Source organism: Devosia submarina (assembly GCF_003056345.1).
Taxonomy (GTDB): Bacteria; Pseudomonadota; Alphaproteobacteria; order Rhizobiales; family Devosiaceae; genus Devosia; species Devosia submarina.
Genome location: NZ_PYWB01000009.1, coordinates 188173 through 212903, shown reverse-complemented (window position 1 = coordinate 212903; position 24731 = coordinate 188173). Strand labels below are relative to the sequence as shown.

Below are 24731 nucleotides of genomic sequence, written 5' to 3'. Positions count from 1 at the left end.
TATGTGCACCTTTGAAGCTGCCCATCAGCAATGCAGCCCACTTCGGCCGTTCAGCCGGCCTCTCCGCCTCCCGAAAGTAATCGGTCCGATCAAGTCAAAAATGATGGCGATAACGGGGTGGTTTCCAGTCGGTCCGTTTTTGGCTCGGCATCGCGTAAAAGCGGCGCAGACCGCCTCTGTCACCTGAGACTGTCAAATTTGGTCGCGATCGACCGACCTTGATGCCGCCATCCAGAAGGTCACGACCATGATCACAGACAGGACGAAAACCACCATCATCGTGCTGGAATAATTGCCTGTGGCCGACCACAGGGCGGCTGCACCCAAGGGTGCCAATGCCCGGCTGATCGTCATCGGCACGACCAAGGCGCCATTGATGGCGCCATAGGCTTCCTTATTGATCAGCTCTGGGATGATGATCCCGCGAACGATCGTCATGATGCCGTTGGCCGCGCCATAGACCAGAGCCGCAGCCGCGACGAAGGCGAACTCTGCTGGCGCCCATGCGAATATGCCCATGGCGACGGGGAAACCGATGGCGATGATGGAGCCAATCCTTCGTCCCGAGGCCTGCTTGCCAAACGACATAATGACGATGCGACCAGCGACCTGGGCTGGGCCGATGATGGTCATCGCCGCGACCACGTCATACTCGCTGAAACCACGCTCGAGCAGCATCGGGTAAAAGTGCAGGAGTAGAGCCGAAAAGGACGCCGTGTAGCAGGTGAACGAGACAGCCAGCCACCAGAACACCGGGTTCCGAAGTGCATCTCGCAGGTGTGCCTTAGGTGCGACGCCTGCGGTAGGCTTGGCGCGTGGCGCATCGGCGTTGGGATCAATCACCGAAAGATAGAGGCTGGCACAGAGGAGGATATTCACCGCCGCCAGAACTTCCAGTGTCCCCCGCCAACCAAAATGATCGAGCAGGATCTGAACGATCGGCACAAAGACGGTGGAGGCGAAGCCTCCCCAAAGAGTCAGAGCGGTAATTCCCGATCGTGCTGCGCTCGGGCCGCTGCGGCGAGCGATGACAGCGAACGCGGGCTCATAGAGGACTGCAGACTGCAAAGCGCCCACCCCCGCCGATCCGAGATAAAACAGAACAATGTTGTCCGTCAGAGCCCAAAGGATCAGCAGGAGCCCGGCTGCCACCGACGAGCAGGCCATGACAAGGCGACCATGGCCACGGTCGATCGCCTGTCCAACGGGGATAGCCAGCAGGGCGGACAAGAGCGCGCCGAGTGTCGCCGAGCCATAGATCAGCGTCTTGTCCCAGCCAAGGTCGTGCTCCATGGCTGTCGCGATCAGCGGGAAAGAGTAATAGAGGCTGCCCCAGCTCGCGATCTGGCCGATGCCCAGACCGGTGATGAACCAGGATTTGCCGCTGACGGGGGCCGGTGCAGTTATGTCTGCCATGATTCCAAGAGCCGCCTAAACCGGCTCTCTCCAATGATTTCGGCGCTGATCGCCAGTTTCAAATGACGTTTTGATTGCCGGCCCAAGTGCCCGAAAAGATTGTAATCAGATCGATTTGAGCGTTACCCGTTCATCGAGCTTCGCAGCGTCTTCTTTGCGCTCGCTGTAGCGCGAGGTCAGGTATCCGGCGACGCTGCGATTAATCAGCGTGAATTTGACCAATTCCTCCATCACGTCGACCACACGATCATAGAAGCTGGACGGCTTCATCCGGCCGGCTTCGTCGAACTCCTGGAACGCCTTGGCCACGCTGGACTGGTTGGGAATGGTCACCATGCGCATCCAGCGGCCGAGAATGCGCATCTGGTTGACGGCATTAAAGCTCTGACTGCCGCCACTCACCTGCATGACCGCCAGCGTGCGCCCCTGTGTGGGGCGAATGGCGCCACCGGGAAGCGGTATCCAGTCGATCTGGCTCTTCATCACCGCCGACATGGCGCCATGGCGCTCGGGGCTGGTCCAGACCTGCCCTTCACTCCAAAGCATGGCCTCGCGCAGTTCCTGCACCTTCGGATGATCGTCCGGTGCATCGTTTGGCAAAGGCAGGCCATTGGCATGGAAAATCCGAACTTCAGCGCCGAACGCTTCCAGGAGTCGCTGGGCTTCGAAGGTCAGGAACCTGGAGTACGAGCGCTCCCGCAGCGAGCCATAGAGCATGAGGATACGCGGCTTGTGGGTGAGCACCGAGGGCACGAGGCTGGCAAAATCTGGAACCTCGAAGGCGCCATCGTGGATATTGGGGAGATCAGACAATACGATTTCCCTCGGCGTCGATGACGACTTCGCCGTCTTCCTTGACGAACGGGCCAATGTCGGGGTTCTCGAGGATATCCAGCACCACCTCGCTCGGGCGGCACAGACGGGTGCCGATGGGCGTCACGACGAAGGGGCGGTTGAACAGGATCGGATAACCTTGGATGGCATCGAGCAGGTCGTCATCGGTCTTTGCTGGATCAGCCAGGCCAAGGTCCTCAAACGGGGTATCCTTCTTCCGCAGCGCTTCCCGTAAGGTGATGCCGGCGTCCTTGACCAGCTTGAGGATGGTGGCGCCATCCGGCGGCGTTTTCAGATATTCGATCACCGTTGGTTCGACGCCTGACTGGCGGATCATCTCGAGGGTATTCCTGGACGTCCCGCAGTCCGGGTTGTGATAGATTACGACGCTCATTCTGCGGCCCTCGCCTTGGTGTTGCGGCGCACAGCGGCACCATTTTCGTACCAGCCCTTGGACCGGTTCACGATCCAGACCACCGACAGCATGACCGGCACCTCAACGAGGACACCGACCACCGTGGCCAGAGCAGCCCCGGAATTGAAGCCAAAGAGGCTGATGGCGGCCGCGACGGCCAGCTCGAAGAAGTTGGAAGCCCCAATCAGTGCCGAAGGACCGGCGACGCAGTGCTGCTCGCCGGTCGCCCTGTTGAGGAAATAGGCCAGGCCGGAATTGAAATAGACCTGGATCAGGATGGGGATAGCGAGCAGGAGGATCACGCTCGGCTGGGCGATGATCTGCTCACCCTGCAGAGCGAACAGCATGACCAGGGTCAGCAGGAGCGCAACGATCGATATCGGCTGAAGAACCGAGAGCACACGGTTCATCGCGTCGATCCCGCCATGGCCGAGTACCCATCGGCGATAGAGTTGCGCGATCACGACCGGCACCACGATGTAGAGCGCGACCGATAGCATCAGCGTGTCCCAGGGCACGGTGATGGCCGAGAGCCCCAGGAGCATCCCGACGATCGGGGCAAAGGCGACAATCATGATGGCGTCATTGAGCGCCACCTGGCTGAGGGTAAAATGGGGTTCGCCTTTGGTCAGGTTCGACCAGACGAACACCATGGCGGTGCACGGCGCCGCAGCCAGGATGATGAGGCCGGCGATGTAGCTGTCGATCTGTGCCGCAGGCAGTAATGGCCGGAACAGCCAACCGATGAAAAGCCAACCGAGCAGTGCCATCGAGAACGGCTTGATGGCCCAGTTGATGAAGACGGTGACGCCGATGCCACGCCAGTAGCCCCCGACATGCTTGAGGCTGGCAAAATCGATGCGAACCAGCATGGGGATGATCATCAGCCAGATCAGCACCGCCATGGGCAGATTGACCCGGGCATATTCCAGCCCGCCAAGCGCCTGGAAAACGGCGGGGAAGAAGTGCCCGGCAGCGATGCCGACGACAATACAAAGCGCGACCCAGACGGTCAGATAGCGTTCAAAAATGGACATGGCATTCCTAGACGGCTCGGGTCAGCAGTGCCGCCGATGTGCAAATGGACGAAGCCTGGCATGTGGCAAGAATGGTGGTTGGCGCCTCGGCCCGGTCGATTGCACGGAAGCCGAGATGGGCGAAGAAATCGGCCGCCGAGGTGGTCAGCAGAAAAGCGCGTGTTCCGCCATTTTCAACGATCTGGCGTATGATTGCTTCGGTCAGGATACGGCCATACCCTTTGCCCCGATTGGCCTCTGGAACGACGATGGAGCGCAGCAGCGCATCATCGCCATAAATCTCGAAACCGCCGAAGCCGATGAGACGCCCTTGGTCTTCGACGCGATAGAAAAAGCGCCCCGGCTCTTCGATATCGTCGATCGGCAGGCCGCCAGCCAGAAGAGCTGCTTGCAGATCGGGGTCGACGCCGGGAATCTCCTGGGTGGCAATCATGCGGCACCTTGCGACTTCGACGTGGAGCCCTCCATGGCGCCGATGCCCTGGAGCTTCGAGGTCAGTGCCATGCGATCAATGCTGGCGAGAGGTAGGCTCATGAAGGCGGTAATGCGATTGCGCAGATAGCGGAGAGCATCATCGAATGCTGCTTCCTTCTGGAACTGCGGGCCGGCAAAAGCGGCAGGGTCTTCGATACCCCAATGCGCCGTCATGGGCTGCCCAGGCCAGACCGGACAAGCTTCGCCTGCGGCGTTGTCGCAAACGGTGAAGACGAAATCCATCTTCGGCGCATCGGGCGTGGCGAACTCGTCCCAGGGCTTGGATCGCAGGCCCTCGGTGGAAATCCCTGCATTTGCGAGGGTTTTAAGCGTCAGCGGATGCACCTCGCCCTTCGGCGTTGAGCCGGCCGAGAAAGCCCGGAAACGGCCTTCACCGACATGGTTCATCAAAGCCTCGCCCAGGATCGAGCGGGCAGAATTACCGGTGCAGAGGAAGAGGACATTGTAGACGCGGTCATCAGCAGGCACAGGAAGTCTCCTTGGCAGCAGGTGAGCAATTGGCGGCGGCAATGGCGGGAGCGCAGATCTCCGGGCGCCCCGAGCAGCAGTCCGCCATCAGGAATTCGATAAGGCCGGTCAGCGTGTCGTAGCTGGCGCTGTAGATGATTGATCGGGATTCGCGACGCGACTGGATCAGGCCGGCGCGTTCGAGATGGGCCAGATGGAACGACGCGCCCGACGATGAAGCGCCGACCGCTTCGCCAACGGCGCCGGCCGAAAGCCCCTCGGGTCCGGCCTGGACGAGAACGCGCACCATGCGGAGGCGGGTTTCCTGGCTCAGGGCGGAAAAGACATCGAGGGCTTGCGGTTCTTCAAGTTTCATTTCAATATCTCAATGATCATTGAAATAATGGATAGCCCAAGATGAACGCCCACGCAAGTCTGCCCTATGTCGAAGTCGAAGCAAGCCTCGCTCAGGTGCTGGCCGCGCTCGATGGTCACTATGAGATGCCCTTGAGCATTCGCTATGATGATCGCGAGGTTCAGGCCGGCTATCACATTACCGAGGTGAAATTTGCCAGCCTGCAGACCCTGGATTGTGGGGGAAATCCCGACAGCTGGCAGGAGACGATTCTGCAGGTCGAGGACATCCCGGCCGAGCAAGACAAAGCTCAGATGACGGCCGGCAAGTTCCGCTCGATCCTGGCCACAGTCGACAAGAAGGTTCGCCTGAACCATGACGCCCGGCTTACAATCGAGATCGGCAAGCCAGGGGAAGCTATGCGCGTCCTTGACGTGGCTGGCGTTTCAATCGAGGGAGATGTGGCCTGCCTGACGCTGGGAGTACGGGCAGCAATTTGCAAGCCAAGACACAGGGCTACGAAGGCTGCAGCCTCAACCTGCTGCTCACCCGCGAAATCTTCCGGCTGCTGCTAGACCAAAACCTCGTCAGGTCCGCTTTCGGGAAATTGCTCCGAACCGTTAGACGTCTGAAATGGGGTCATAGCAGTCCTGCGCTCATCCAGCAGAGCAGTTCATCATTGGTAACGTGACCTGCGCCTTGGTCCTTGGCAGCACCAATAGCGCCGCCTAGGAGCTCCCACTCACGCTGGCGCTTGTGTACGAGGTCTAGCACCGATACGCCTTGGGAATGGCACGACGTTGCCGAGCCCTGGCGCTGGTACCACCACCGGGCTGTCGGCATGAACAGCCGGGGTCGTGCCGAAGAACACCTGGAACGGCGCAGCGTCCGGCTTTAGCAAGGGTCTGACAGCTGTTCTAGTCTGCTCGGATGAGCCGTCGTTGGCTGGCTCAATGGTCCAATCAGAAGCTATCTCCGACTTGACTTCGGTTTCCTCGCAAGCTTTGTCGGCTTCTGCCATGGCCTTCCTGAAACCCATGAAAGCGGCATATGTGTCAGGATCGATGGCTTTGCCGTTGTAGATGATGCCCAGACGCTTCTCGTCGAACTTGATCTGCTTGTCGCTTTCCATCTTTCCGACCTCTGCCAGGGCCTTCGCGTCGGCTTTGCCGCGTTCCTGCAGCGATCCCAGCACGACATCGATCTCATGCTGCTTCGTCGGCTGCCCATAATCTTTGAGGCGAGCGAAACGGGCCAGCCGTGCTGTTTTCACGATCGGCATCCGGATCAGCGTCCGGGTTTTCGGCCCCAGTATACCCATGACCTTTTCAAAGTGCTCGACCGGCTCAGCGCCGTCGCCTGCAAACACCCACCCCCGGAATTCGTCGTGGCTGCCTTCGATCGTGTAGGTGATTTCATGGAAGCCGCGGCGCATGCGGGGGTTACCGGCGAAGGCCACTCCCAGCTTCTGCACGGCGGCATCTGACGCATGCGGTTGGTACAGGTTCAGCAGCTTGTGGCCCGCTTCCGTGACTACGCCGCCGGCTTCCTTGACCATACGGAATGCCCGCGTGCTGCGACCTGTGGGCCGTGCCAGATCCCGCAGCGAAATGATGTCGTCGACAATGATGCCGTCGGGCAGAACCTTGCCGAGCACGTACCAAACCGGTGCCTCTCCCTCGCGGTAAACAGGACGCAAACGGCCGACAAACTGGCCCAATTCCTCCTCGCGGATCTGCTGCTGCAGCATGCGGGCCCATGCGCCTTCATACTCATGAATTCCAGTGACCAAAGCGGTCCCGCCATCCCGCAGCGGATATGGGCGATCTATGTAGCGACGCTTGATTTTCGCTGACGATGGATCCGCCGAGACCCGGCCATTGCCGTGCGGGTCATTGAGTGCCTCGGGCTCATCGTCATCATACGACAAGGCGGCGACATACGCATCAATGTCGGTATCGCGTGGTGTCACGGATCCGATCGAGACGGCTGCCCCATAAAACTTCGCAAAGTCCAGGCCGCGGACTGCCCCGAAGTGCATAAAGTGCGTGTTTGCTGGAGCAGCCCAACCGGAGTTGAGTTGGGACCTCACACCTTTGGCGGCGCAAGCCACGACTGCACTGTCACCATGCATCAAGCCGAGCGTATAGATTGCCTCACGATTGAGGGTCTGCAGTTCGGCCTTCGCCAGCAGCGTCTCGGCGTTGTCATCCTGGCTCGGGATGATTGAAGTCTTTGACTGGCCGAAGTCGGGGACCAGAACAGTCCGCAAGTGCAGAGGCGCGTTCACTGTGACCGTCCGGATTGTGCCGCCCCAGATTTTCTCAAGGATTTCTTTGCGACCAGAGGCGTCCAGGAACAGCGTCGGCAAGGATTCGAAGTTCCGCTTCTTGCGCCACACGACGGTCACCTGGTCGTCGGCACCTGCCAGGTAGATGATGCGGCGGTCGCGGTCGTTCGTGACTTCGAGGACGGGCGGCTTCGGAGACTTGCGCAGGTCAACGCCGTGCCTGGGCTTGGTCTCTTCGAACAGCTTCATGTGCAGATTGTACGTCTTGAGCAGCTCCCGATCTCGCATCAGGGCGTCCACGCGCTCCTGGATAACCGTCCAGAACTTGTGCTCTTCGACGATGTCAATTGCTTCTGGGGTGCTACAGAGACGGTCAATAACCGCCATCTCGACACCAGGCATCACGTCAAGGACGGTGCCCTGATTGCGACCGGTGACGGCCCGGGTGTGTGCCAGGAGACCGTCGCCAGAGATGGACTTTTCAGGCGTATAATGGTGCCGGTGATCAAGGATGACCTCGGCCACGTCCTTGCCCTGCCGCACAGCGGGGATCACAAGATCTGTCAGCCAGCCCCGATCAAAGACGTATTCGATGGTATCCAGTCCAGCCGCTTCCTCGCTGTCCAACGGCTTAGGAGCAGCACGGCCGCGGGTGAGGTTCTCGGCCAAGCCGAAGGTGTAACTCCCCAAGCATTTGTCCCAGATCTTTTCGTCGATCACCACGGCAGCAACGTTCTTGAGTGCCGCCGGAATATTGGTCTGGATGAAAGCGTGAGGTGCCAGGATCAGGTCGTGCTGAGGCACCTCGAGCTTCTGCAAAATGGCTTGGCAAGGTCGGACTTCAGCGGTTTCTACGAAGTCAGAGTTCTCCGGATTGAAGCGGCAATAAACCGTCTTGGGCACTCTCTTGCCGTTCTCATCCTCCACGGAGATCGAAGGGTCCTTAGCCTTGCACATGCCGGCCGTGCTGTAGCGCTTTGCCATGAGCTTTTGCGTTATCTCTGGAAACTCGCAACCCGCAGCCAGCTTGCCCTTGAACGTCATGACCCGGATGAGATCGCCAGCATTCTTGAGCTCAGCTTTGATCTCATTGGCCCGTTCTTCCTGCGCCTTTGTCCAGACACCGAGATCCTGCCGGGCCTCCAGTTCGGACGTGTTTTCATAGCTGGGCAGGAGCATCAGGATCGGACCGATTTTGCCGCCCCGCTTCTTGAAGCGCACCAGTTCCTGGAGCAAAGCCGTGGTCTTCCCAGCCCCGGTGGGTGCCTTGATCAGCAGCCGGGGTGCAGGCTTGCCGCTTTCGGGATTCCAGCGGGCGGTCCGGATCAGCCAGCCACGGATTGCCAGACGAACTTTGCGGCTGGTCCCGGTGCGGATCGCTTCCCGGTTACCGATCAGTTCACGGGCCTTGGCCAGTTCCGCGTCAGATGGTGACAGCGACCATTTCAGCGTGCGCTTGGTTTCCTCATCCTTTTCGACCCCTGCCCGCTTCGCCGCTGGCGGCAGCCACGACAGTTCCGGATCGCGGCACTCCGGATAATGGCGGTCCTTGGAGACCACTACCACGGATCCGTCCGCAGCCTGAACCTTGCGCTGCGTACCCTTGGGCTTGAAGCGACCATCCACCAATTTGACGGCAGCCGACCTGATTAGCTCACGGGCTTTCGAGTAGGCTTCTGTCTCGCTGTAGTTGGTGTACTCGATAGCTTCGCGGGCCATCGCACGCGCAATGCGGCTGACGCCTTCGCCTGACACCTGGCGGACATCGCCACTCAAGGGCGCAACGATGCCGGCGTTGAAGGTGGCCCAGGACACCGAACGGGGCAGCAGCCATTCTTGGCGGCGGCCGCCGGTCAGCGGGGATGCCGACAGCTTGGCTTCGGAGATCGCGGGGGTGCGGATGTCACTGACATCAGTGTCGACATAATCGAAGTCGGCAGCGATGCCCTTGCCGGCGAGGAGCTTCTCGAAATCCTTGAAAGGATAGACCGCATGGACACGGCGCAGGAATTCGAGAACGCCATCTTCATCGGTGATCGGGGCGCAATCGGGAGATGAATTGTATGGTGACCGTTCCGGCCACTCGAAGAACTCGCCGGTCTTGTGATGGAAGCCAAAGAAGGTGATCGGCGCACCGTCGTCCAGGATCTCGATGGCTTCATCCTTGCCTTCGAACAAGGATTCAAAAACGAACCGCTTTGGCAGGTTCAGCTTGCCGATCGGGCGGCGGTAGATCCATGCTTCTTTTGCCACGGATGGGCGGCCGCGGCGCAGCGGTGACCAACCCAAGGTCTCTGCAGCAATCTCGCTGATGACCCGCATCTTGACATGATCATATACGTCGACGTCAGCGGTGAACCAGCCGTGAGTACCGGCCGTATCACCAGTGACGCCAGCAATGTTAAGATCCCGCACGCCTTTGTTGTCGGACCAGTGCTTGACCGTTTCAGCCAGGGGCAGCTGCTGGTGCAGCTTGTAATATCCCTTATAGGCGATCTTCTTGGCACCGTGCGGAGTGCCAGGCTCCCGCTTTTCTTCGGTGAAGTCATCGCCGTGATGCTGCGGAAAGATCGACCAGCCGTTGGCGAGGACCGAGGGGCCCATCAAGCCAAAGCTTTGGTATTTCCAATTGGGGTTCGGCTGCTTGAGTCCGGTTTCGGGAGGCGTACCTCCGCTGCCGGACTTATTGGGTGTCCAGTGCTTCATCTCTATTCCATGCGGTCAGCGGGGTGCTTATGTCCGCCGGTTTTTATTGTCGCCTCGGGTCTACTGCCCTTGTGCTGACATCAAACATAGTCCGTCCCGTGCAAGAGTAAAGGGGCAAAAATCCTTCGAAGTTTGAAGGATCGGAGACAAATTCCGGAATCGCGGGCGAAGAGGCCCCAATCACACCGCAAAAAAATATGTTCAGAATTGTTTAGTCCGTGGGACTTTTTCTTTGGGCGGTGACATTGACGCAAGAATTGGTGGCCAGCAGGGCGCATGAAAGCTTGGGCCAACCCTTTGTGATCACGTACACAATCCATCGATACTTGGAATAAACACTGTGAAGCTCGCAGTGTAAAGTCCGATCGTATCCAGCAGATTGCAGTAATCATTGATCAGTACGGGATCACCCTAGAGCAGATCTCGACTTACAATCCTTCAGTCAACGCACGCACTTTCAGAAATCTAGAAGCGGGCCGCGAAGAACACTTTGGACCGGATCGCCTCAAGGATCTGCTGAAGGATTTCCAACACGTTGCACTGCGCAAGATTACTGCAGAGGCCGCATAATGAGCGAGCCTCGGCGCAATGCGAAGGCCAAATGCACCGAATCTATCAAGCGCAAGGCCGCTGGATTCGTGCTGCAGGAGAAATCCAAGCAGCGGATTAAGACGTCGGTCCTTGCTGAACGCGTCGGTCGCAAGAATTCTGCATCATTTTATTCCCACTTGAGCCAGACCCAAGGGCGCGGACTTCAGCAGCATCGGTCTGGACTATCTCTTCCGGCTCGTCGAGGCCCTCGACTACGAAGTCGACATCGTCATCAAGCCGCGAACCGGCCGGGTGGCAGCATGAACGCGTGCACCACCATCACCCTGCCCTTCCCGCCATCCGTCAACGGGACCTTCCGCAAGCACAATGGCAGTCACCTGTCCGAGCGCTATCGTGAATGGCGTGATGCTGCCGGCTGGGAACTCAAAGCTCAGCGCCCGCAGCCGATCAAAGGCAAGGTCCCATATCGAGATGCAGCTGGTCGCTCCCGATCGCCGGGCCCGCGACGGCGACAATCTTCTGAAAGCGCCACTGGACCTGCTCGTGAAGCACGGGATCATTGAGGACGACAGCAACAAGTTCGTCAGCAAGGGCTCCTTCGAGTGGGTCGATATCGGCGCACCTTGCACCATCACCGTGACGGCTGCTCCCAGCGCCTCCGGAACAAATTCCGCTGCCGGTCAGACCGGACCTGCCTCGCCCTCAAGCACCCCCATAGCAGTCGCTATGGCACCGGCAGCGGATACCCCATGCTCTGGAGACCCATCCTGATGTCCTCTCGATTTGATGCTTGCCTGACCCCGCTGCTCAAGCACGAGGGGGGCTATGTGAACCATCCGGATGATCCAGGTGGCGCCACCAATATGGCCATCACGCACAAGACCCTGGCGGCTGCACGTGGCGTGCCGTCGGTGAGCAAAGAGCAAGTCAAGATGTTGACGCTCAGGGAAGCGGCATCGATCTATCGCCGGTCCTATTGGCTGCCGATCCGCGGCGATGACCTGCCCTATGGGTTGGATTACGCGGTGTTCGATTTCGGCGTGAACTCGGGCGTCTACCGTGCCGTCCTGAAGCTGCAGGAAGAGCTCAAGGCCCGCAAGCTGTACGACGGCCGTATGGACGGGGTTCTGGGTGACAAAACCCTGCAGGCGATCGCTGCCGTAAATGATGTCAACGGGCTGATCGAAGGCTATGTCGCCCGTCGGCTCCAGTTCCTCAAGAAGCTGAAAGGCTGGTCCACGTTCGGCAAGGGTTGGCAGCGTCGTGTCGACGATGTGCTCGAGCTGGCGCTGACAATGGCCGCGTTCAAGACCACGCCAAAATTTGAACCCGTCCGCCCTAAGGGTGTCTCTGACAGCCGCACACCCCACGACATCAAGAACGCCGGCAAGGTTGCGGTGACCAAGACCGTCGAAGGTCAGGCTGCCGCCGGCGTCGGTATCGGCACGGTTGGTGCCACCCTGTCTGAAGCTGCCGGGCAGATCGTCCAGCTGTCGGACTATTCTCAGGTGCTCAAGGTCATCTTCGTCGCCCTGCTGGTCGCCAGCATCGGCACCAAGCTGTGGGTGACGCTCAAGAACGCCCGGAAAGCGGAGGCAGCATTGTGATGCGCCGTGTAGCTGACGTATCGACGAAGTTCACAGTTGAAGGGGTACGTCCTCGTCGTCGGCCCTGGCTGCACATCGTGTTGGACATCATCTGCTTCTTCCTGACCGGCGTCGCTGCTGCCCTTTCAGCCGTGGCAGTCCTTGCGGGTGTTTGCGCTCTGGTCGGGTTCGGTCCCGGCTGGCTCATTGCCATGGTGGCAGGCTCCGTCTTTCAGCTCCTCCTGGGGCTGCTCCTGATCGTGATCTGGTGGGGTGAGCGTTATGCGTAAAGCGTTCATGCTCATCGCCGCCGCCATGACCATCCTGCAGGTTCTCGTCATCCTTGCCGTGATCTCGGGAATGTCCGTGTCCTGGCTCGGTTGTGCCTGGCTCTAAGTGTTCACCGGTGATGGCTGCACCCTGACGCCGCATCTGTCGGTTCTGATGGACCGAGCGGGGTTGGCTGCAGTGCTGTGCTTTCTGATGTCCTGGATCACCGGCATTGCCTGGGCAGTACTTGCGGATGGTCCCAATGCTTGAGCTCATCCTCGCCTTTGCCCCGATCGTCGTCATCGCCCACGGCCTCCTCGCCACACCATGGGGCCTGCCAGCGCTGTCCTGGCTGATCGGCAATCCTGTGGTCCGTGTGGTTGCCGTCATCGGCATTGCGATTGCTGCCGTCTGGATCGCGTACCAGATCGGCCGCAAATCAGGTGTCGACCGGATCAAAGCCCAGCAAGCCAAGCGCAATTTGGAAGCCCTTCAGGAACGCATCCAGGTCGACGAAACCATTGCCAAGATGCCTCCCAGCAAGCGCAGGGAGGAGCTCAGCAAATGGGTCCGATAAGAATCTCCTGGTATCGATTTGCCTGCTTCCTAGCCGACTTGATTGTGGTCCTGGCGATCATCGCCCTGCTGACCGGCTGCACCACAACCGCCGGCGACTTCTGCACCGTTGCCAAGCCTATCCACCCGTCGGCTGCCGACATCGAAAATGCCTCGGATCAGCTCGTCGAAAGCGTGCTGCCCCATAACTCGTACGGTGCTCAGCACTGTGCCTGGAGACCGTAATGGACTGGTTTGCTCAACTCCCCTGGGGCGGCATCATCACTGCTAGTGTCACCCTTGTGCTGGGTGCGTTGGGCGTCTGGACCACTTACGTGATCTTTCGCACGTCCACGACGAAAGACCTGGCCGTCCTGACCGAGGCAATCGCCGATACCAATCGCCGGGTAACTGACCTGGGTGCCGGTGTGTCGCTGCTCAAGACCGAAGTCGTCGAGATCAAGCAGCACGTTGAGCGGCACTATGTCGAAAAAGACGAGATTGCCGAGCTCAAGCTGTCATTTGAACGATCGATCGACCGCATGCAGTCGAGCCTTGATATCGCCACCGCAACAATGGGCGACGTTCGCGATGCTGTTCTTGTCCTGACGGCCAAGGGCAACAAACCATCGGTGCCGCCTGCCCGCCGCAGGCCTGCCAAGGCGATCGCGTAAATGCATTGGGCTTGGGCGACGGCGCAAAGCTGGCGGTGCATTGCTGAAGCTGCCGATCGCAAGGGGCAGGACAGCAGCTACGCCTGGCGGCATGTCTGGCACTATGAACTCGTGGCCCGGAGCAGCGGACAATGAACACGCCCGCCTTCGATCACGACCTGGTTCCGGAGAGGTCGCTGACAGGCGCGATGTTCCTCCGCATTGTTCCCCGGTCTGAGAAAGCCAACCGCCAGGAACGCCGCCGTCGTGTTGCGGTGGATCGCAAGCGGATGGAAAGGAAAGCAGCATGACAGGCTTCATCTATCCCGTGGGTTTCCGCGTTCGCCTCGGATCCGGCTCACCGGTTTTGACCGTCGTTGATGTTCATCCTGAAGCATCCGAAATCACAGTCGAATGGCCCGGCGACGAAGATCCGCTGCGGGCCAAAACCATTATGTTCGACTTCGATCGCATGGCCCATTTCGGCCACCTGTCTAACGCAGAGATGGCGGAGTGCCGGCGGCTGACCGGCTGCCTGGATAGCTAGATAGCTAGGCGGCCTCGGCATCGTCATCTGGCGGAAATGCGATCAGGGCGCCGAAATCAATGCCCACCTTGCCGTCGATCTCGATGGTAGGATATTGCCGCTGCGTATCGGGAGTTCCCAGAGACGCAAGGTGAAATGACTCAATCCTGGCCATCAGTGTGTCGAACTGCTCTTTCCGCTCCCGTGCGACCTCTTGCAGCAGAAGCACCTGCCGGATCAAATTCTCAATGATTTCGTCTTTGCTGATCTCGTCGTTGGCCATTTCGCGGCACCTTTTTCTTGTTGTGGCAACAGCTATACAGTGCCGCGGTTAGTTCCCGGTGAGCCGCGACATCGCAATTTGTTTGCAATTTTACCACCGCCGCCAGAGCTGCCACAGCCGCCGGCGGGCAGGCTTTGCTGGCACGTCATCGGGATCAACTTCGCCCTTCGCCAGCTTGCCGACCTCTGCTTCATGCTCTCGGCGATCCCGACGCTGCACTTCGACTGTGAAATCATCGGGTGTGATTTTGCCTTCGGGACGGATTGTGCCGTCCCGGTCATGTCCGGGCTTGCCATGCGGTTTATGCCGGCGGGTGCGGCTCATTTGACATCATCGTCATCGATCACAATCGACGTGTCGATCCATCTGCAATTGTCTTTGAACAGCCTGCGGATGTAGGAATGGCCGCCGTCCACGGCGATGCCACCACAACTGCATCGCACAAATCATGGCGATACGTGCTCTCGATCTCGTCGCCGCACTGCAAGCATTTTGCGGAATTGCGCAGGATTTTTCGGCCGGGTTTCATTGTTCGTCATCCGGATCAAGGCTGTAAGTCGGCCTCGGCCTGGGCGGCCAAGCTCTCCAGACAGCTGCCAAAACCTGGTCGTATGGTGCAATGTGCTCCACCCGGGCAACATAGCGCCGGGCTTCACGCTCGAGATCAGGTGGCAGATAGCGGCCATCACGCACATCGTCATGATACTGGCGCAAGATCTCCGCCAGCGTCATCCAGCCCGCCCGCGTCGCCGCCACATCGTAAAGGTTGGCCAGCCTGTCCATGCTGACATTCTCATAGTAGGTGGTGACGTGGTGAGCGAAAAAATCCTCCCTTTCGCCCATCTCACGCGCAAATGCCCGCTGCTCCCCGCCTTGAATGCCACCGCTCTGCAGGGCCATGACGATCAGCCGCAAGAGTTCCTGCCGTGCTTTACGCATGATCGAAGCCTCCCGCCCGCACGCAATCGAAGAAGAACTCGCCAAGCTTGTCGAAGGCGTTGTCGCTGAGGTGGCACAGGGTCTTGTAAACCGTCCATGGCGACAACTCCGCCAATGCTCTTTCGGCCCACGTGCGGGCGTCCTGGTTGGCGTGATGGACGGCAATTTGACGCAGGGCATCACGCAGCATCTCGCGTGCCTCAAAATAATCAGGCATTTTCAATCCTCAAAAATGGGGGCAGGCGTTAGTGGCGGAGCAGGCGGTCGCGGCCGTCGATGACGATCCGCACGATCCTTTCGAGACGGCGGATGCTGCCGCCAGGCCAGTTCCGCTCTACGATTTCGAGCTCGTCGCCTGCGAGATCCGGAAACCAACGGGGGTCGAGCCCCCGCTCCTCCGCGATCTTGTTCAGGATGCTGCGGCTCAAAACACCCACGTGCTGCCATGTGGGATCAGGCATGCGGTAAACGGTGAACCGGTCCTTGAGCGGGCTGGGGATGCCGTCCAGGCTGTTGGCCGTCGCAAGGATGGTGATCCCGCTCAGATCGCATTCGACCTCGAGCGCCGGATCGCGGAAACGACGTGCCGTGTGCACCTCGAGCAAGGGCAAAACGACATCCAACGCCGAGCCATTGTGCCGCGACTCCGCCGCCTTTTCGATCTCGTCCAAAATCGTCACGGGATTTGCAATCTTCTCCCGCCGGATTTGCTGCAGAAAAGCGGCTTCGCGGGCTGTTGACCATTGCGCCGACGTGCCGCCGATCGAGCTATCGGATGCGCCGGCAAAATTGTGCACCGCGGACGGGACACCAAACGATCTCGCCAGCAGCTTGCAGAATGTCGTCTTGCCGCTGCCCGGGTCGCCCAGCAACAGGATTGGCGGCAGCTTGAAAGCCTTGCCAATCTGCAATTTCATGGCGATCTGCATCGCCAATTCACCAGCATGCGGCATCTCGGCCTGGATGGCTTTCAGTGGCTCAACAATATCGTCGACCATGATCAGCGGCAGCGGCTTGCCGGCGATCCCGGCCCACATTTTCGCGATGTCTTTCTTGTGCCCTGTGGCCACCGACAATATCGGCACGACAGCCATCCCCGGCACCTCCGGCTCTGGATCTTCGGGCTCGATTTCCGCCCGGTCCTCGGCGACATCGGCCAGCACCAGGTCGGCCAGGGACTTTTCTTCTTCCGGGGCATCCAGGATCTTGGCCGCAGCACGCATCCATTCAATGTCAGCAGCAGCCGTCTTGATCGCCGCTTCAGTAAATACGGACCGCAGCTCGCCCGTCAGACCGCCAGGATTTCTCGCCAGCGACAACCCGAAAATCAGCCGACGCGTTTCGATTCTGCCGAAGCGGATGCCCAGCGTTGCGACAACCACACGCTCAAGCGCTTCTTTATTCCCCGCAGCTGCGAGATAGAAATCCAGCCTATCGATGGCATCGTTGTCGACAAATTCGAGGGCCGTCCAGCAATCCTTCAGGGCGACCTCGCTGCACGTCTTGCGCAGGTGTGCGAGGCGGTCGTGCGCTTCTTCGAGAGCATCATTGATCAGCTGCTCATCGCACCAGACGCGGCAATCTTGCTGCCAGTCTTTCGCGAGAAAACCGATGCCGCTGTAAAGCTCGTCGAGCGTCGGCAGCCGGATGCCAGCGGCAACATCTGCCACGGCTTTACGCCAAGCCTTCAGATCTTCAATATGGGATTTGGTGACGCGTGCAGCGTCATCAGAAGGTGCCATGATCAGCCTCGAAACATTTTCGATTTGCTGGACCCAATGGATCGCAGCGGAGGCGTCATGTGTCATGAATTGATGGCTCAATCAAGCGGAGCCGTTAAGGATTGTTAACGAGATCCTTACTCGATCTCGATCCCGGTTACTTTCTTGTACTGGGCGGCAAGATGGCTGGCGATGATTTCAGGATGCAATCCTGCTGCGGTTGCTTTCGCGATCGCCGCATCCAGGTCGGCGGGGAAAGAGCTATTTTTCAGCAGTTCGGCTTGGGCTTCAACTTGGTGGAAGACATCGTCGGGCACAGGCATTTCGTCGGACAGCCACTTTTGGGCGACGCGGTGCGACTTGCCCGTCAGCCGTCCTATTCGCCGCGATGTCATCTCCGGCAGCACGGATTGCAGCAGAGCTTTGATGAGTAAATCCACGCGATCCCCCGGATTGATTCTCCGAGGGACAGGTTTGCGTGAAATTGTTGAGGCTGTCAGCATCATCGGTCAGAACTTCTTCAATGCGCCGACGGCAATGCCCGGCTTCAGTTTTGTGAACCGACCCGCCGCAATGGCTTCATCGATCAGCCTCTGGTTGTCAGCCGATGTTCCTGCCGGCAGCTGTTTCCGCCGCCGGATCGGTCGCCATCTCCCCGTCGGTGCAGTGGACGGGGTCTCCATCTCTGGATGCCCTTTGATGGGCTGGATCTGCACACGCTCGACCGGAACGATAGCCGTCGTTGTGAGCAGTCCCGGATCCGGGATTGCTGGTGCTGGCGGTTCATACCGGGGCCGCTCAACAATGTCGCCGTCCGCGTCAACGTGCCAATATCCGAGCTCGAGAGCACGCAGGCCATTAGCTCTGCGGCCTCGGGATCGACGCGGTAGTCAGCTAACCAGTTGAAACCTGCCTTTGGCTTTCGTGCCGGCGACCTCCCTGGTTTTTGGCTGCCGCGGCGGGAACTCGTAACCAAGCCGCTTTCTGTGGACATAGATATTGGGCTCGGAAACGCCCAGCATCCTTGCCGCTTCGATGGCACTGCCGGCTTCGTTGAAGGCAGCATGGATGTCATCGTCCGACATGCTGCTCAAGACGCCTCTGCGACGCTTGCGGACCTTGGTCTGATCAGCTCCAGTCTCCGCTGCTTCCGGAACAGGCTCAGGCTCAACAGGTGCAGGCACGGGATCGACGACCGGCTGCTCCGGAACGGCAACGGGTGCCTCGACGGGTGCAATCGGCGCCGGCGCAGCGATGGTCGGCTGCGGAGATACCTGGATCGGTGCAGCCGCCGCAGTCTGGGTGCCGCTCTGAAGCAGGACAATGAGCTGCTCGGACGTCACGGGCACAATCACGGATGCTGAACCCGTCATCGTGTGACCGCCGATGGTGACCGGCAGCGCATCAAAATTGATAGTGATATGGAGGGTCATATCGCGCCTCCCAGCCTGCCCTCGGGCAGCCCGTTACCCTCGAGATCGGCGAGCTCGGGCATGAACGGCAGCAACTGCTTTGTGTGCCTCCCGACTAGAGTGCGAGCCAATTTGAGTGCCGCTTCGCGATGGCGGGCATCTTTGAGAGCCCCATAGCACCAGTGGCCCATTGACGTGTGAAAGGCGTCCCACCCCTGGAAATCGCGCTCTGTTGCGTGATCGGCATCGGCCAAAGTCAGCAATTTAACGGCACGGATGACGACCTCATCAGGCCATGTGACGCCACCGGATTTCGCTGCTGCCGATGCTGAGGTACGCTCAATCTTGCGCTCCGCTGCGGAAATAGCTTTCTGCAGATCGGAAATCATCAACGGGCTTGGGCGGCAGGCCAGCATTTGGGCAATGCGGTCTTTGTCGTGCAACGACTCCCCGAACGTGGCCTGCAGGTGCTTGGCTTTGCCAACCGTGCTTTGGATCAGATCAGCATTGTCTTCCAACCATTCCTCATGGCGGCGACGGGCATCTTCGCGACGGCGTTCTTCGGCCTCTTCTTTCGCCGCCTTTTCTGCTCGGAGCTCAGCGATTTTTCCGGCGTAAGCGACCTCGAGCTGCGGGCACAAAGCAGCAGCGCCTGCTTTGTCATAACGAGGGTCATAGTAGACGTGCCAGGTGTTAGCGCTCTCTGTGCCGCACTTGATGCCGGCAGCCCATAGCTCGTCACGCTCCGCTTTGTAGATGGCCCAGAAATCTGGCACCGGCATTACAGCTTTATATCCGCCGTAGCCGTCTTCGCGCCAAGTCATGCTCAGGAAATCTGGGGGTGTTTTGTCAGTCATCTGTGTCGCCCTCCTTTGGGCACCGCCGGACCCAAAGGGATCGAAGCGATGGCATTTAGAGTAGCGATGATTCTGCCAGTTGCAAGAGCAGTTGACTTAAAATCCGCGTCACATGCCAAAGTTGTTGCCGATGAGAAGCTATCTCCGAATTAGCTTCCCCCTGACCTAAAATCCGCTTTCAGTTGACGTATTGCTGTTGACTTTCCCAACCGTTGACACAATATTGGTGTCAATGGCGATGATACATGGTGTGTCGAGCCAGGGGAGTTACACAGATGACCGCTTCTTCTTTCACAATCACCGCCCGCAACGCTGCCCACCTTTCCGCCCAGGTCGACCGGTTCATTGCCACATTGCCCGAGGGCCACTCTTTCCCCGTCAACTTTGGTCGTGACCGCACGACATGGTGGTACACATACGCCGGCCACCACGAGGTCACAGATCTGACCTTCGACGGCCTGGTCGCCCTGATCCAGCAGACAATCGACGACACTCTGCTCGGTCTCCAGCCCCAGCCCGAACCCTTTTATACGTGAGGCCATCAATGGACCCCGTTTCCGCCCGCCTTGCCGATCCCCGGCTGGCTCGCTTCAAGCGTGCCGGCATGGTCCTGGGCGGCTGCCCGCTCGACGATAAAGGCGAGCCGGTCGAATCCCCGGGCTGGATCGGACGCTTTGCAGACGTGCTCAAAATTGACCGTGGCAACTTGTCCAAGGTGCTGCTCGGTCAGCGCAATCTGAGCACGGAAACAGAAGATCGGCTGGAGATGGCCATCCGAGGCTGGGTTGAAGCTGAAAAGGCCCGCATCCGGATCCCGCTGCGGGTGGCAGCTGAAATCGCCACGGAGAGGCAGTTTCAGCGGATGGCGACTGAACTGGACAATGACAATGACGGCCCCGAGCCGCAGATGGGAGGTTGATCATGCACGAAGATATTATCCTCGAGACCCTGCAGCCGGATTACCAGCCGTTCGAATACCGACATGACGGAGACTACTTCCGGAACAAGGATATTCTCGCAACGTGGGGCGACATCCCGCATTTGCCGATCGAGATCTCGAAGCTCGCGACTCTCTACAACCCGGCGAACGGACGGCACTATCGGATGGAATTCGACGCACGGCGTGCCGGCGAAATGATCCGCCGGGGCATTGAGAACGGTATCGTCAAACAGTCGACGCTGGGTCGCGAGATAGTCTTCCGTCTCCTCGAAACGGAGCCGCTGTATGTCATGGTCGGGCCCAGCAATAACCGTCGCCAAGTGCGGGTGCGGCGTTGGCGATCAGCTGAGGAAGAAAAGCAGTCGCTCAAGGAACTGAAGCGTGAAGCCGACAGGATCGAACGAGCCCGGCTGAAGCGGATCGCCGATCTTCGTCGCAGGGCTGAAGGCATGATGATCAACTTGTTTGCCCGGGACATCGATGTCGAAATCCGCGGCACGCTGGTACACTATGCGACACCTGGGATTACCCGGCTGGTCGAGATCCAAAACTTCCTGCTGCAGCAGATTGAAAGCCAGGACGAAGAGGTTGGCCGGCAGATCGTCTTCAACCTCGAGTGGAAGTACAAGGACGTTTTCCAGCGCCCTCTGCCCACACCGCCGGAACCGGAAATCAGTGAAGAAGACCTCGACATCTTGGCCGGTCTCTGATCACCACCACCCCAGCAACGAAAACAGGCGGTCTTCGGACCGCCTTTTTAATTGTGTAACGGACCGTTGCACAATTAAGCCGCCGGCACGGGGCGCATACCGGCGGCCAAGGGAGAGACCACCTTGAGGGAGGAGAGGCGGTCATGGACCCAATACATGTGCCCCGGTATGAGTTCCCCATGAGCTGGTACCAAGCAATTGTCGCCCCCGAGGGTGCCCTCGGCAAGGTGGGCAGGGAGCTGCCGATACTGTTTTTCGACACGCGATCACTCCGGCAACTCGACGCTGATCTGAAGGCCTACGGCTTCATCGAGGTCGAACGGGCCAGCGCTGAACGCAGGATTGAATGTCGCGGCATGATGCTGCTGCGAGACCCGCACGTAATGGTCATCCAGCAGCGGCCCGACCTCGACCACAAGCATCCTCACGGGCCGCCGCCCTTCCAGATGCGGGACCTGTCCAAGAAGCTGAACCCTCCGGTCGAATGATGCCGTACCAGTGGACCACTGATGACGACGAGGTGGCACTCGACGCCATTATTGTCGGCATCGGCTCGGACGAAAAAGCGTTTACCGCTGCCGGCATTGAATTCGGTGAAGTCCTGGCCTCCATCTATCCGGAAGCCTTGGAGCGTGCGGAAACCCTTTGTGCCCTATGGGCATTCAAGCGCGTGATCATAGCGATCCAAGACCGCTCAATATGGCAGCCGGAATGGGGAGAGCTGGCGGAGATGGAGGGCCTGGACTGAATGTGCGGACGCTTCACCAACGAACTGACCTGGCCTGAGCTCCACGCCCTGTACAAGCTGACCGATGAACTCCATCCCGTTGCGCCGCACAACATGCAGCCGCGGTACAATATTGCCCCGACGCAGGATGTGGATTTCGTCCACTTGGACAAGGCCGGCAACATGGAGCTGGACCGGGGCCGGTGGTGGCTGGTGCCGTTCTTCGCCAAGGAGCTGCCGAAGGCGGCCATGTTCAACGCCCGGATCGAAACCGTGGACACCTCGGGTGCCTTCCGCGAAGGCTTCAGGTCCCGTCGCTGCCTGATCCCGGCCGACGCTTATTTCGAGTGGACGACCAATCCTGATGACGGCAAAAAGGATCCGTGGCTGCTGCAGCTACCAGAGGGGCAGCCATTCAGCTTCGCCGGCATCTGGGCACGCAACGACAATTTGGGCGTCACCAGCTGCACCATAATCACGGCACCGGCGGTGCCCGAGATCGAGCACATCCACACCCGCATGCCGCTGATCATCGCCCAGGAGAGCTATGAGCGTTGGCTGTCGTGCGAAGACCAAGGCAGCCATGCCAAAGCCCTGCTGCTCGGATCGCAGTTGGACAGTCAGTTGGAGTTCTACCAGGTCGATCGAGCGGTGAACAACAGCCGGTATGAAGGCACCGACACCAAGAAGCCGCTGATCAACTCGCTATAGCTGATCGGAATCGGCTATGCAGACGGCATGACCATCGAAGAACTCACTCCCGAAGCGGTCGCCATCCTTAAGAGCCTGGTCAACAACCCGCACCCGATCGACGACAGCCCGATCCTGCAGCTGCTGTTTGCGGACAAATTGATCATGGGATCCCCCAACAAGGTTCATGCCACCCAATCCGGCTTGCGGCTGCTGGCGCAATATGAGGCCGCCCGGCTGGCTCAGGCTTGAAAGTCGACACCCTGCACGACCGCGTGCCGCATCTTGTCGGAACCCTTCAAGTACCTGACTTTTGCCGTCATTCCGGGCTGCAGCCATGTCGCCGATTTCTTGAGCCCGACGATCGGCGCCACGGCTGCAGCCTTGCCCTCGACATATCGCCAGAACTCACGCCGGAGCCCGACGGGCAAGCCAACGAAAGCCGCCCCCTGGTAGCCACGCTCGTTCGCTAGTAGGGCATACGGCACTCCAGCCTTGTCCCGCTCGACGCCAATCACGGCCATGGTGCTGACTGCCCAGCATTTGGTCTTTCTCCAAGCCTCCGAGCTGCCTGACCAATATCGGCTGCCCTTGCGCTTGCTGACCATGCCTTCCAGATCCAGGTCGCTCACCAGATCGAAGAAGGCGGCACCATCACCATCGTACTCATCCGACATCACTATCCGGCTGCCGGGCACCTGGCTGATCAGCAAGCGGAGCTTTGCCCGCCGTTCCTCCAGCGGTGCTGGTCGCAGATCCCCACCATTCAGGTGCAGGAGATCGAAGGCAAAGAACACCAGGTCCTGCGGCCGTGACTTGATCGCCGACTGCAATGCCGAAAAATCGGTGACGCCCCGCTCATCCTGAACGCAGATTTCACCATCGATGATCGCCTGCCGTGCCGGGATTGCCCGAGCGGCTTTGGCGATCGGCCCGAACTTGTGCGTCCAATCATGGCCATTGCGGGTATAGGTGGTAATTTGGCTGCCATCGATGTGCAGCTGGCACCGGTATCCGTCGTATTTGATCTCATGCAGCCATCCCTCGCCCGCCGGCGGTTGGTCGACCAGCCTGGGCTGCATGGTTGGGATGAACTTGAGCGGTACGGAATCGAGAGTAGATTCAGAGTCCCGGCGGACTGACCGCCTTTTTGCGGGGGCTGGGCTTACGCCCGCCATGGGGTACTCAAACACATCATGGGAGTCGAGAACTCGTGCAGATCGATTCGGTTGCTGCAAGGATTGTTGATTCTATCCAATGCCTTGAGTCGGTGTACTGACATCTCATGTCCGACTCTGCCGACGATATCACTGCCCTTTTGAAACGCCTTGCAGCGGGACCGTCCCCTGCAAGGCTGGAGCAGCCGAAACGAATCCCCAAGCCGATCTCCAGCCTGTCGATCGACGACCCGGATGAACGATCAATTATCCTGATCATCCGCACCAGCGGTGATGGAGTGATCCGCGGAATGATCTCGTTGCCTGCATGGCACGAACTGCCAGAGTTTTGGGAAGGTCCGTACGACGTCGGCGATGCTCTCAAGCTGGCCGACGATTACGCCTGGGAATATGGCTATCGTGGCATCGCGATCGACATTGAAAGCAGTCAGCTCTGGGATCCGTCTTGGGGCGTGCTTGAGGTCTCCGGAGCTGAATAAAGTTCATCCCGCCAGAGCTGCGTCCGCCGGACACCTGCAGGTCGTCGCACGGTCAGCATGCCCACATCTTCATAGGAGGGAAAGCGTTGGCGGACGGACCAACAATCGGGCCTGCCGCACCGGGGGCAGCGGCCGCCGAACAGGTCAGCAATAAAGGTTTCCGGGTGGTAGATCTGAACAAGGTCGCTGGCGATATATGCCCGTGACTGCCGGCACAAATGGCAGCGGCAGATGATCAGCAGGCCCTTGGCCGCGGCCTGTCCGATTCGCGGGCGATAAAATTCGGAGCTCGGCGGGCTGTTCGTCATGTCGGCAGCTAGAACGAAATGAGAACGTACGGCAATGCAAATCCTGGTTTACCCCCACTGTCCACAGAGTTCACAACGAACTGTTAATCGTTTGTTAAACAATAAAATTGGGGGGCTTCAGGCATTTAGCGGAGACTGGCCCCGGTGGTGCACAGAAGGGGAACATTAGTCCTGTTCACAACCTCACGGGACACAAGCGGGCTGCCTGTCAATTGATCTATAAGAGGTTGTTGGCAGCGGGACGGGCAGCCTGCAAGCATCACCCGTCCCCCGCCGCTATGCCGGTGTTACGCCGACTGGTCGGAGTAGGATGCCTGGGCTGCATAGAGCTCAGGCGTCCCCAACGTCCG

General features: G+C 59.4%; 34 protein-coding genes and 1 pseudogene. 18 read left to right on the top strand and 17 right to left on the bottom strand.

Features of this window, described 5'->3' with window-relative positions; translation table 11 throughout:
* Window positions 1-192: 192 nt before the first annotated feature.
* The 7 genes from DDE77_RS15130 to DDE77_RS15100 form a co-directional block, all read right to left on the bottom strand.
* Window positions 193-1416 (bottom strand): MFS transporter, encoded by a 1224-nt coding sequence (locus DDE77_RS15130; RefSeq protein WP_108398308.1) that lies wholly within the window; start codon window positions 1414-1416, stop codon window positions 193-195.
* A gap of 105 nt (window positions 1417-1521) precedes the next feature.
* Entirely contained in the window at window positions 1522-2235 is a 714-nt protein-coding gene (gene arsH, locus DDE77_RS15125) for an arsenical resistance protein ArsH (protein WP_108398364.1), read from the bottom strand.
* The gene (gene arsC / locus DDE77_RS15120) at window positions 2222-2644 is read right to left on the bottom strand and encodes an arsenate reductase (glutaredoxin) (protein ID WP_108398307.1); all 423 of its coding nucleotides are present in this window, start codon (window positions 2642-2644) and stop codon (window positions 2222-2224) included. The genes arsH and arsC overlap by 14 nt, the downstream gene beginning before the upstream one ends.
* Window positions 2641-3702 (bottom strand): ACR3 family arsenite efflux transporter, encoded by a 1062-nt coding sequence (gene arsB, locus DDE77_RS15115; protein ID WP_108398306.1) that lies wholly within the window; start codon window positions 3700-3702, stop codon window positions 2641-2643. The genes arsC and arsB overlap by 4 nt, the downstream gene beginning before the upstream one ends.
* Window positions 3703-3709: 7 nt before the next feature.
* Complete coding sequence (gene arsN2, locus DDE77_RS15110; RefSeq protein ID WP_108398305.1) at window positions 3710-4135, bottom strand: arsenic resistance N-acetyltransferase ArsN2; 426 nt, start codon at window positions 4133-4135, stop codon at window positions 3710-3712.
* Entirely contained in the window at window positions 4132-4665 is a 534-nt protein-coding gene (locus DDE77_RS15105) for an arsenate reductase ArsC (RefSeq protein ID WP_108398304.1), read from the bottom strand. The genes arsN2 and DDE77_RS15105 overlap by 4 nt, the downstream gene beginning before the upstream one ends.
* Entirely contained in the window at window positions 4655-5020 is a 366-nt protein-coding gene (locus DDE77_RS15100; RefSeq protein ID WP_108398303.1) for an ArsR/SmtB family transcription factor, read from the bottom strand. Before DDE77_RS15100 ends, DDE77_RS15105 begins: the two co-directional genes overlap by 11 nt.
* 41 nt (window positions 5021-5061) lie before the next feature.
* On the opposite strand from DDE77_RS15100, the gene DDE77_RS15095 reads away from it, so the two are divergent.
* On the top strand, window positions 5062-5574 hold the full coding sequence (locus DDE77_RS15095; protein WP_108398302.1) for a DUF6428 family protein: 513 nt from the start codon (window positions 5062-5064) through the stop codon (window positions 5572-5574).
* A gap of 167 nt (window positions 5575-5741) precedes the next feature.
* On the opposite strand, the gene DDE77_RS15090 is transcribed toward DDE77_RS15095, so the two are convergent.
* Window positions 5742-9995, bottom strand: coding sequence for a hypothetical protein (locus DDE77_RS15090; RefSeq protein WP_108398301.1), 4254 nt, complete (start codon window positions 9993-9995; stop codon window positions 5742-5744).
* 918 nt (window positions 9996-10913) lie between these two features.
* Between DDE77_RS15090 and DDE77_RS15085 the strand changes: the two genes are divergently transcribed.
* From DDE77_RS15085 to DDE77_RS15055, 8 genes are all read left to right on the top strand, one after another.
* Entirely contained in the window at window positions 10914-11318 is a 405-nt protein-coding gene (locus DDE77_RS15085; RefSeq protein ID WP_108398300.1) for a RusA family crossover junction endodeoxyribonuclease, read from the top strand.
* Window positions 11318-12154: a glycoside hydrolase family 108 protein gene (locus tag DDE77_RS15080; protein ID WP_170116535.1), complete on the top strand. Its 837-nt coding sequence runs from the start codon at window positions 11318-11320 to the stop codon at window positions 12152-12154. The genes DDE77_RS15085 and DDE77_RS15080 overlap by 1 nt, the downstream gene beginning before the upstream one ends.
* On the top strand, window positions 12154-12423 hold the full coding sequence (locus tag DDE77_RS15075) for a hypothetical protein (RefSeq protein ID WP_108398298.1): 270 nt from the start codon (window positions 12154-12156) through the stop codon (window positions 12421-12423). The genes DDE77_RS15080 and DDE77_RS15075 overlap by 1 nt, the downstream gene beginning before the upstream one ends.
* 242 nt (window positions 12424-12665) lie before the next feature.
* A complete protein-coding gene (locus DDE77_RS15070; protein WP_108398297.1) occupies window positions 12666-12980 on the top strand; it encodes a hypothetical protein in 315 nt (104 codons plus the stop codon).
* The gene (locus tag DDE77_RS15065) at window positions 12968-13204 is read left to right on the top strand and encodes a hypothetical protein (RefSeq protein ID WP_157959864.1); all 237 of its coding nucleotides are present in this window, start codon (window positions 12968-12970) and stop codon (window positions 13202-13204) included. The genes DDE77_RS15070 and DDE77_RS15065 overlap by 13 nt, the downstream gene beginning before the upstream one ends.
* Window positions 13204-13632, top strand: coding sequence for a hypothetical protein (locus tag DDE77_RS15060; RefSeq protein ID WP_108398295.1), 429 nt, complete (start codon window positions 13204-13206; stop codon window positions 13630-13632). Before DDE77_RS15065 ends, DDE77_RS15060 begins: the two co-directional genes overlap by 1 nt.
* A 131-nt stretch (window positions 13633-13763) precedes the next feature.
* Window positions 13764-13922 carry a hypothetical protein gene (locus DDE77_RS19560; protein WP_157959863.1) on the top strand — a complete coding sequence of 53 codons (159 nt, stop codon included), beginning with the start codon at window positions 13764-13766 and terminating at the stop codon, window positions 13920-13922.
* Window positions 13919-14158, top strand: a complete 240-nt coding sequence (locus tag DDE77_RS15055) for a hypothetical protein (RefSeq protein ID WP_108398294.1) — start codon at window positions 13919-13921, stop codon at window positions 14156-14158. The genes DDE77_RS19560 and DDE77_RS15055 overlap by 4 nt, the downstream gene beginning before the upstream one ends.
* 4 nt (window positions 14159-14162) lie before the next feature.
* On the opposite strand, the gene DDE77_RS15050 is transcribed toward DDE77_RS15055, so the two are convergent.
* Window positions 14163-14420, bottom strand: coding sequence for a hypothetical protein (locus DDE77_RS15050; RefSeq protein ID WP_108398293.1), 258 nt, complete (start codon window positions 14418-14420; stop codon window positions 14163-14165).
* A 78-nt stretch (window positions 14421-14498) separates the two neighbouring features.
* On the opposite strand from DDE77_RS15050, the gene DDE77_RS19555 reads away from it, so the two are divergent.
* Window positions 14499-14819 carry a hypothetical protein gene (locus tag DDE77_RS19555; protein WP_157959862.1) on the top strand — a complete coding sequence of 107 codons (321 nt, stop codon included), beginning with the start codon at window positions 14499-14501 and terminating at the stop codon, window positions 14817-14819.
* Here the strand turns inward: DDE77_RS19555 and DDE77_RS20235 are convergent.
* The 7 genes and pseudogenes from DDE77_RS20235 to DDE77_RS15015 all read right to left on the bottom strand — a co-directional run bounded on the left by DDE77_RS20235 (window position 14741) and on the right by DDE77_RS15015 (window position 19349).
* Window positions 14741-14949 (bottom strand): annotated as a pseudogene (locus DDE77_RS20235) (DUF7695 domain-containing protein). The gene DDE77_RS19555 and the pseudogene DDE77_RS20235 overlap by 79 nt on opposite strands.
* Entirely contained in the window at window positions 14946-15359 is a 414-nt protein-coding gene (locus DDE77_RS15040; RefSeq protein WP_108398291.1) for a hypothetical protein, read from the bottom strand. The pseudogene DDE77_RS20235 and the gene DDE77_RS15040 overlap by 4 nt, the downstream one beginning before the upstream one ends.
* Window positions 15352-15576, bottom strand: a complete 225-nt coding sequence (locus tag DDE77_RS15035) for a hypothetical protein (RefSeq protein ID WP_108398290.1) — start codon at window positions 15574-15576, stop codon at window positions 15352-15354. Before DDE77_RS15035 ends, DDE77_RS15040 begins: the two co-directional genes overlap by 8 nt.
* A 28-nt stretch (window positions 15577-15604) precedes the next feature.
* Window positions 15605-17029 (bottom strand): AAA family ATPase, encoded by a 1425-nt coding sequence (locus DDE77_RS15030; protein WP_157959861.1) that lies wholly within the window; start codon window positions 17027-17029, stop codon window positions 15605-15607.
* Between the two features lie 188 nt (window positions 17030-17217).
* Window positions 17218-17586: a hypothetical protein gene (locus DDE77_RS15025; RefSeq protein WP_108398288.1), complete on the bottom strand. Its 369-nt coding sequence runs from the start codon at window positions 17584-17586 to the stop codon at window positions 17218-17220.
* A 384-nt stretch (window positions 17587-17970) separates the two neighbouring features.
* On the bottom strand, window positions 17971-18513 hold the full coding sequence (locus DDE77_RS15020) for a hypothetical protein (RefSeq protein WP_108398287.1): 543 nt from the start codon (window positions 18511-18513) through the stop codon (window positions 17971-17973).
* On the bottom strand, window positions 18510-19349 hold the full coding sequence (locus DDE77_RS15015; RefSeq protein WP_108398286.1) for a hypothetical protein: 840 nt from the start codon (window positions 19347-19349) through the stop codon (window positions 18510-18512). Before DDE77_RS15015 ends, DDE77_RS15020 begins: the two co-directional genes overlap by 4 nt.
* 275 nt (window positions 19350-19624) lie before the next feature.
* Between DDE77_RS15015 and DDE77_RS15010 the strand changes: the two genes are divergently transcribed.
* The 7 genes from DDE77_RS15010 (at window position 19625) to DDE77_RS14980 (ending at window position 22668) form a co-directional block, all read left to right on the top strand.
* A complete protein-coding gene (locus DDE77_RS15010) occupies window positions 19625-19885 on the top strand; it encodes a hypothetical protein (protein WP_108398285.1) in 261 nt (86 codons plus the stop codon).
* Between the two features lie 8 nt (window positions 19886-19893).
* Window positions 19894-20268 (top strand): hypothetical protein, encoded by a 375-nt coding sequence (locus DDE77_RS15005; RefSeq protein WP_108398284.1) that lies wholly within the window; start codon window positions 19894-19896, stop codon window positions 20266-20268.
* 2 nt (window positions 20269-20270) lie between these two features.
* Window positions 20271-20999 carry a hypothetical protein gene (locus DDE77_RS15000; RefSeq protein ID WP_108398283.1) on the top strand — a complete coding sequence of 243 codons (729 nt, stop codon included), beginning with the start codon at window positions 20271-20273 and terminating at the stop codon, window positions 20997-20999.
* Window positions 21000-21178: 179 nt separating this feature from the next.
* The gene (locus tag DDE77_RS14995) at window positions 21179-21487 is read left to right on the top strand and encodes a hypothetical protein (protein WP_157959860.1); all 309 of its coding nucleotides are present in this window, start codon (window positions 21179-21181) and stop codon (window positions 21485-21487) included.
* A gap of 32 nt (window positions 21488-21519) precedes the next feature.
* Entirely contained in the window at window positions 21520-21747 is a 228-nt protein-coding gene (locus DDE77_RS14990) for a hypothetical protein (RefSeq protein ID WP_157959859.1), read from the top strand.
* Window positions 21748-22437 carry an SOS response-associated peptidase gene (locus DDE77_RS14985; protein WP_108398280.1) on the top strand — a complete coding sequence of 230 codons (690 nt, stop codon included), beginning with the start codon at window positions 21748-21750 and terminating at the stop codon, window positions 22435-22437.
* Window positions 22438-22464: 27 nt separating this feature from the next.
* A complete protein-coding gene (locus DDE77_RS14980) occupies window positions 22465-22668 on the top strand; it encodes a hypothetical protein (protein ID WP_108398279.1) in 204 nt (67 codons plus the stop codon).
* Here the strand turns inward: DDE77_RS14980 and DDE77_RS14975 are convergent.
* Window positions 22659-23498 (bottom strand): ATP-dependent DNA ligase, encoded by an 840-nt coding sequence (locus DDE77_RS14975; protein WP_245895298.1) that lies wholly within the window; start codon window positions 23496-23498, stop codon window positions 22659-22661. The genes DDE77_RS14980 and DDE77_RS14975 overlap by 10 nt on opposite strands.
* Before the next feature lie 203 nt (window positions 23499-23701).
* On the opposite strand from DDE77_RS14975, the gene DDE77_RS14970 reads away from it, so the two are divergent.
* Window positions 23702-24073 (top strand): hypothetical protein, encoded by a 372-nt coding sequence (locus tag DDE77_RS14970; protein ID WP_108398277.1) that lies wholly within the window; start codon window positions 23702-23704, stop codon window positions 24071-24073.
* Window positions 24074-24731 lie beyond the last annotated feature (658 nt).